The sequence below is a fragment of the Pseudogracilibacillus auburnensis genome (assembly GCF_003201975.1).
Lineage (GTDB): Bacteria > Bacillota > Bacilli > Bacillales > Amphibacillaceae > Pseudogracilibacillus > Pseudogracilibacillus auburnensis.
The window spans coordinates 114,705-120,967 of sequence record NZ_QJJQ01000016.1 but is presented as its reverse complement, the minus strand read 5'-3'; the positions used below and the strand labels follow the sequence as shown (position 1 = coordinate 120,967).

Annotated in this window: 7 protein-coding genes; 5 read left to right on the top strand and 2 right to left on the bottom strand. The window is 36.1% G+C overall.

Annotation, left to right across the window (positions count from 1 at the left end):
* Nucleotides 1-75: 75 nt before the first annotated feature.
* Nucleotides 76-1,014, bottom strand: coding sequence for an ornithine cyclodeaminase family protein (locus DFR56_RS18610; protein ID WP_110396955.1), 939 nt, complete (start codon nucleotides 1,012-1,014; stop codon nucleotides 76-78).
* Nucleotides 1,015-1,037: 23 nt separating this feature from the next.
* A complete protein-coding gene (locus tag DFR56_RS18605; RefSeq protein ID WP_110396954.1) occupies nucleotides 1,038-2,207 on the bottom strand; it encodes an NAD(P)/FAD-dependent oxidoreductase in 1,170 nt (389 codons plus the stop codon).
* Between the two features lie 295 nt (nucleotides 2,208-2,502).
* Here DFR56_RS18605 and DFR56_RS18600 point away from each other — a divergent pair, with 295 nt between their 5' ends.
* The 5 genes from DFR56_RS18600 (at nucleotide 2,503) to DFR56_RS18580 (ending at nucleotide 6,239) form a co-directional block, all read left to right on the top strand.
* Nucleotides 2,503-2,715 (top strand): hypothetical protein, encoded by a 213-nt coding sequence (locus tag DFR56_RS18600; protein WP_110396953.1) that lies wholly within the window; start codon nucleotides 2,503-2,505, stop codon nucleotides 2,713-2,715.
* Between the two features lie 279 nt (nucleotides 2,716-2,994).
* The gene (locus tag DFR56_RS18595) at nucleotides 2,995-3,339 is read left to right on the top strand and encodes a DUF3870 domain-containing protein (protein WP_110396952.1); all 345 of its coding nucleotides are present in this window, start codon (nucleotides 2,995-2,997) and stop codon (nucleotides 3,337-3,339) included.
* A 346-nt stretch (nucleotides 3,340-3,685) separates the two neighbouring features.
* A complete protein-coding gene (locus DFR56_RS18590) occupies nucleotides 3,686-4,690 on the top strand; it encodes an LLM class flavin-dependent oxidoreductase (protein WP_110396951.1) in 1,005 nt (334 codons plus the stop codon).
* A 27-nt stretch (nucleotides 4,691-4,717) separates the two neighbouring features.
* Nucleotides 4,718-5,275 carry an NADPH-dependent FMN reductase gene (locus DFR56_RS18585; RefSeq protein WP_110396950.1) on the top strand — a complete coding sequence of 186 codons (558 nt, stop codon included), beginning with the start codon at nucleotides 4,718-4,720 and terminating at the stop codon, nucleotides 5,273-5,275.
* A gap of 160 nt (nucleotides 5,276-5,435) precedes the next feature.
* Nucleotides 5,436-6,239 carry a hypothetical protein gene (locus DFR56_RS18580; protein WP_211320654.1) on the top strand — a complete coding sequence of 268 codons (804 nt, stop codon included), beginning with the start codon at nucleotides 5,436-5,438 and terminating at the stop codon, nucleotides 6,237-6,239.
* The last annotated feature ends 24 nt before the right edge of the window (nucleotides 6,240-6,263 follow it).

The window sequence follows — 6,263 nt, the reverse complement described above, 5'->3', positions numbered from 1 at the left end:
GTGTGGTTACTTACATTTTACACGAAGCTGTTATGGGCTGCTTTATTTTAACTACAGTTTTTTTAGGTGTTGCACTTAATAGTACAATTCGTCATAAATAATATTCGCTGTTACAGCATCAAATAATCCCATTCCAGTCGACTTAAATACAATGCTTTTTCCATTCTCTTTTTTTATCTTTTCGTTGGAAGCGAGAAAAGAAGCCATTGTTTGAACGGACTGTTCTTTTATCCAATTGTTTTTAAGTGGTGTATGAATATCTCCTGATTCTTCTATTGCATCTTTTGTATCAATAAAAATACGATCAGTAATGTCATATAATGCTTCGGGAAATTCTCTCATTTTAGGTTGGAAAGAACCGATTCCGATAATGAGTTTGTTTTTTAATAAATGGGGGTCGTTGGGGAGGACCGGTTCATTCGAATTCGTTGCAGTCATGATAATATCAGACCCTTTTATTGCATCTGCTGCAGAGGAGTGGGCTGTTATTTCAATCGTACTATTTATTTCTTGCTTTAATCTTGAAATGAATGCTGGCATTTTTGCTGTAGTGCGGTTGTAAAGCTTTATTTTCTTTATTGGTCGTTCTGTGCATGCGGCGATTGCTTGATAAAATCCTTGTACACCTGTACCGATAATGGTTAGGGTCTCTGACGTGTCATTTGCAAAATGTCTAACAGCTGAACCACCGACAGCTCCAGTACGAAAGCCGGTTAAACATGTTCCATCTAAAATTGCTTTAATTTCACCCGTTGCATTACTTGTTAAAACGACGACCCCATGTAAACGAGGGATGTTAACATTATTCGGAAAAACAGTTACAAGTTTAGTTCCAATCACTTCCTCCATAACGGTTGGCATAATAAGCAAAGTGTTTTCATTATGGGTAATTTGCATCCGTGTTGGCATGAGAAAATCATTAGCATGATACATTTCATAGGAAAGATCAATTGCATCGATCATCTCTTTCATGGATATCGCCTCTTTGATACCGCTTTCATTTAAAAAGATCATGAACTTCACCTCCTAGATAAGAATTAGACAATGGCATCTTCAACAACTAATTCATTTAACGCAAATCGTTCAAATTTTAAGGCGGATAAATCCAATGTTCTGTACGCTCCTGTCATCATTAATTCCGCTATACCTTTTCCTACTGCAGGCGCTTGTTGCATCCCATGTCCGCTAAAGCCACAAGCAAGATAATATCCGGATAGACTAGGGTGTTCACCAATAATCGCATTTTGATCCTTCAAGTTATAACTGTATAATCCTGCCCATCCACGTACGACTTTTGCTCTTTCAAAATTGTTGATACGGTTTGCAAGTGTTGGCCATAATTGTTCTTCAAAAAAGGAACGTTTCCATTGAAAGTCTATCCCAGGCTTTGTTTCCTCCGAATATCCAGCGATAAGGGATTCGCCCTCATGTCTGAAATATACACCAGTAGGATCAATTGTTAGTGGCAATTTCTTCTTAAGAGGTTTTTCAATATCGAATTGAATAATTTGTCTTTTTAGCGGTACAACTGGGATTGGTAAATGAATCTTTTCGCTTATGGCTGGCGCCCAAGGACCTGCACAATTAATGACAATAGGGGAAGAGCATGTTTGGCTGTTTTTTAACTGAACTCCTGTAACAGTCCCTTTTTCATACAAAATGGTATCGATTTCCTCATAAATATAGGTGGCACCGAGTTGCTTCGCTTTTCGGATATATCCTTGCATCACTGAATATGGATCCAAATAACCATCTTCTGCACAATAAAGTCCCCCATATAAATCATCGATATGAAGTTCTGGTATTATGGTATGTAAGTCTGTCGTCTGGACTAATTGGGAAGGAACGCTATGTTTCGTTTGTAGCTTCATTTGAGCCTCTAATTGATTCAGCCCGGCTTTACTAGAAGTTAAAAATAAGTAGCCCCTTTGAGTAAAGTTAATTTCTGCTTTTTCTTCACCTATGGCCATGTCTTCAGGAAATGTTAAATATTTTTGTAAACTGTATCTTGCTATTTGAATATTTACTGAAGTTGAAAATAATTGCCTGACCCCGCCAGCACTTCGTGGAGTAGAGGAAAACTCATAAAGCTTATCTTTTTCAAAAACGGTAACTTGTCCGGTGTAACCATCATTCAATAAATTATATGCAATACTTGAGCCAATTACGCCGCCACCAATAATAATTACGTCTGAATGTTTGGGCAAAGTATCACCTCTTTCGAACAGTTATCTGTAAATTTGTAATATTTACTTATTTATATCGCATTTGTATCTTTAAATCTATAGGTAAGTTGCACAAAAAAAGAGGGATTACCTTGTGAAAAAGACAGGTCATTTTGTAAGGAAGAAGAATTATTGGGAGGAAGAGATTGGAGGACTAAGTGATGGAAAGGTTAGTGCAGTTTGCTCAAAAAGTTGTCGGAGTAGTTTTGGCAGCTTTTCCATTTTCATTTCGTTTAAGTGATGAGAAGGGATATAGTATCGGATCAAGCGAGCCAAAATGAATTGGGACATACCATCAACCTTCGATAGACGTATTGGTACAAAAGGATATGGTATTCGTTACAGAAGAAAAAGTGAAACAAAAGAGGATAATGTAATGCCAATTATTATGGTTCCATTAGCTTTACGAAGCGATAATGATACGAAAACAGTTGGTGTTTTAGGGGTTTTTGAGACACCTGATAAGGTAAAACCGTTCCTAATCTTGTGAAAAAATATATGGAAATGATGTGGAAGGACCATCCATACTAATTTCATAAGTTCAAAACAAGAAGAATTTGAATGGCTTTAACACCTTCATAAGAAGATGAAAGCCATTCATACTTTTTTTTTGTAACTTTGGGCACACTATTATCTTTCTTATCCTTGAGCATATAATCTTTAGCTGATAAGATGAGGCTTACTCATTTTATTTTATCAAACCATTTAACAATCTGAAGTTCTTTATGATAGAATAGCTTTAAATTTTTCATACAGGAGGTGAAGATATATGTCCAATGAAGTGAAGGATCAAGTATTAACTGCTGGATTTGCGCAGTTTCCAAAGGGAACTTCTGTTTTTGAAACGCAGAAGGTAATTGGTTGTATCCTTGTTATAAATACGAAAACAGAGACGATAATAGAGGCTAATTTCACATTTATATCTGAAACGACTAATAAATTTATAGCTGCGCTACTTGTTGATGAAAAGCTAGATAATGGAATTGAACCGCTTTTAAATAAAATGGAAAAACAAATTCTTTTCCCAGGAAAGAATGCGGTTATGCAAGCAGTGATTTCTGCATACCGAAACTATAAAGAAGAGATAATAGATAAGGCAACACAAAAAAGCTAACTGCTTTGTATAAGAATACAGCCTATAACAACAAACTACATGAAAACGTCAACAAATCATTTCAACAAAATTCATAAAAAGTCAAGGGAATTTATTATAATTCATAAAAGATTTTAAAAATAGTTGACAACTATTAGTTATTAAATTAATATAGACTGTGAAAGCGATAACAAAATAAATTTACTAGGGTAATTGTTTAGCTGCAGGTACAGATCTGCTTCTATAAAAACATTTATAGCTAGTAGTATAGGTTAAAGAATTTTTTGAGTTTTCTGCGAAAAACAGATAACTTAAATTCTTTCTATACTGCTGGCTTTTTTATTTTAAAAATTTGGAGGGATTTATCATGGAATTTGGTTTATTTACTGTTTTCGACAATTACAAAGACGAGATTGGACGCTCCCATAAGCAGCTGCTTGACGATGTGGTGGAACAAAGTGTACTTGCGGATCAATTAGGATATGATTCTGTTTGGTTTGCAGAGCATCATTTTAGTGAGTATGGAATTTTGACTACTCCTCCGATGTTATTAACGGTGGTGGCAGAACGTACAAAGAACATTAGATTAGGTGTTTCTATCGTTACGTTACCATTTAAAAATCCAATTCAAGTTGCTGAAGATTATGCTTTACTAGATGTTTTAAGTGATGGACGTGTCAACCTAGGAATGGGAAGCGGATATTTACCGCATGAATTTTCTGGTTTTAATGTAAGCGGAAAAGATAAAGCGTTTAAATTTAATGATGCACTTGCTGTTATTGAAAAGGCGTGGACTGGGAAGAGATTCTCGCATAATGGAGAGTATTTCCAGTTTGAAGATGTAAAGCTCGAGGTGCTACCGAAGCAAAAAGAAGTTCCTCTTTGGATTGGTGCTCTAAGCCATAATGGTTCTCAGTTTGTTGGGAAGATGGGTTACAGCATCATGGGAGTGCCATATGTCGCAAGTTCTTCTATCAAGGAATTAGGAAATATCATCGCGAACTACAAGGAAAAATACCGTGAAGCCGGACACGATGAAAGCAAAATAAAAATTCCTTTAGCGCTTCATGCATATGTCGCAGAAACTCGTGAACAAGCGGAAAGAGATGCTAGAGAACATATCAATCGTTACTTGGATACTAGACAGTATGGTCGTAGTGCACAGTTTGAAGACCTAGAGGCAAGAGAGCAATTACTGGTTGGAACACCGGATGATGTTATTGAACGATTGAAAAAGTATGAAGATATCGGATGCGACCATATTATGCTCTTAATGAATGGTGGTGGAATGCCTCAGGAAAAAGTACTTTCTTCCATCGAATTGACAGCTAAAGAAGTAATGCCTGCATTCAAAGAGGTAGTAATTAAATAAGATAGATTGTAAAGGGTAGGTGGGAGAATGAAAGTATTAGGGATTTCAGGGACGATTATCGGGGCAAAGCCAATTGCAATTCTTAGTAAAATATTAGCGAACATTGAAATGAAGGTCGACTGGGATGTTGAACTTCTTGACTTGTCAAAATACGATATTGAATTTTGTGATGGGAGACAAGAATCCGATTATTCCATACATACTCAAACTGTCATACAGAAGCTAAAAGAAGCGGATGCTTATATTATCAGTACGCCTATATTCAATGGCTCTTTTCCCGCACCTTTAAAAAATGTCATTGATCTAATTTCACCACAACATTTTGAAGGAAAAATAATGGGATTCGCAGCTGCAGCCGGAAATGCTAATCACTATTTAGTGATAGAAAATCAATTAAGACCGATAGCGAGTTATTTGCAGACATATGTGGCACCGACTTATATATTTGCTCTTCCAGACAGTTATGATGAGAAAAATAATGTTGTTTGTTCAAAGGTGTTAGAAGATATTAACCAAATGACCAATCAATTCATCAATCTTAGTAAAGTGATTAATCAAGAAAGGGTTGATGCTAAAAATGAGTAACACTGTATCTAAACAGCAACTTGGTAGTTTGACCACTTTAATGAACAAAATTGTAGATTATGCGGGAATCTTCCCCCCGGGGAATCTGCCATTGAAACAGGCGATAACGAACTATCGTAACTACTTAGAGGGAAATGACGTATGGATGCTCCGATCATTTGTGTTACCAATTGCAAAATTGTCGGAATTGGAGAAATATATGGATTTGTTTTCTACAGATAAGAAACTCAAACTATCTCTTGTAGTAAGTAAAAGTGATTCGGCCGAAGACTTCGACGGAGTATGTCAAGTAGATACGAATAAAGCCAAGAAATTTTTAGACGAATACGTGGACAAAGTATCGGTAGAATCACTTGAAATTCCTCTTCCACAGGTAAATATTACAAAAAACATGATAAAAAATGTCTCTCATTTAGCGGAGAGATTCAATACCCAAGCGTTTTGTGAAATGTCCAAGCCTTTATCAGACGATTGGATTGAACAGATGAAGGGTGCGATGGAGAGGATAAATGATTTCAATAGGAAAAACCCCAAATCGAAGATAGGTTATAAACTTCGGACGGGAGGAATTAAAGCACATCTCTTCCCATCGACTGAACAAGTGGCCTATACCTTAACAGAAAGTGTCGAACGGGGTATTCCGATAAAGTTTACTGCTGGACTTCATCATCCAGTTAGAATGTACAGGGATGAAGTGGATACAAAAATGCATGGATTTTTAAATGTATTTATGGGGTACATCTTCCAAGCTTCTTACAAGTGGAATGTTGAGGAAGTGAAAGAGATTTTAAAAGATGAAGATGAAAGAAACTTTCAGTTCTCCAATAGGGAATTAAAATGGAAAAATTTTAAAGTGAGTATAAATGAGATTAAGATGATTAGAACAAGTCTATTAAACTCATTCGGGTCATGCAGCTTTGATGATCCCCGAGAAGACTTAAGGGATTTAAACATGATGAAATAAGCTAATGAATTAGATTATCTCCTA

Coding starts and splice junctions, on each gene's coding strand:
- DFR56_RS18610 (WP_110396955.1), bottom strand. CDS start 1,014: ATGATCTTTTTAAATGAAAGCGGTATCAAAGAGGCGATATCCATGAAA.
- DFR56_RS18585 (WP_110396950.1), top strand. CDS start 4,718: ATGAAAGTATTAGGGATTTCAGGGACGATTATCGGGGCAAAGCCAATT.
- DFR56_RS18595 (WP_110396952.1), top strand. CDS start 2,995: ATGTCCAATGAAGTGAAGGATCAAGTATTAACTGCTGGATTTGCGCAG.
- DFR56_RS18600 (WP_110396953.1), top strand. CDS start 2,503: ATGAATTGGGACATACCATCAACCTTCGATAGACGTATTGGTACAAAA.
- DFR56_RS18590 (WP_110396951.1), top strand. CDS start 3,686: ATGGAATTTGGTTTATTTACTGTTTTCGACAATTACAAAGACGAGATT.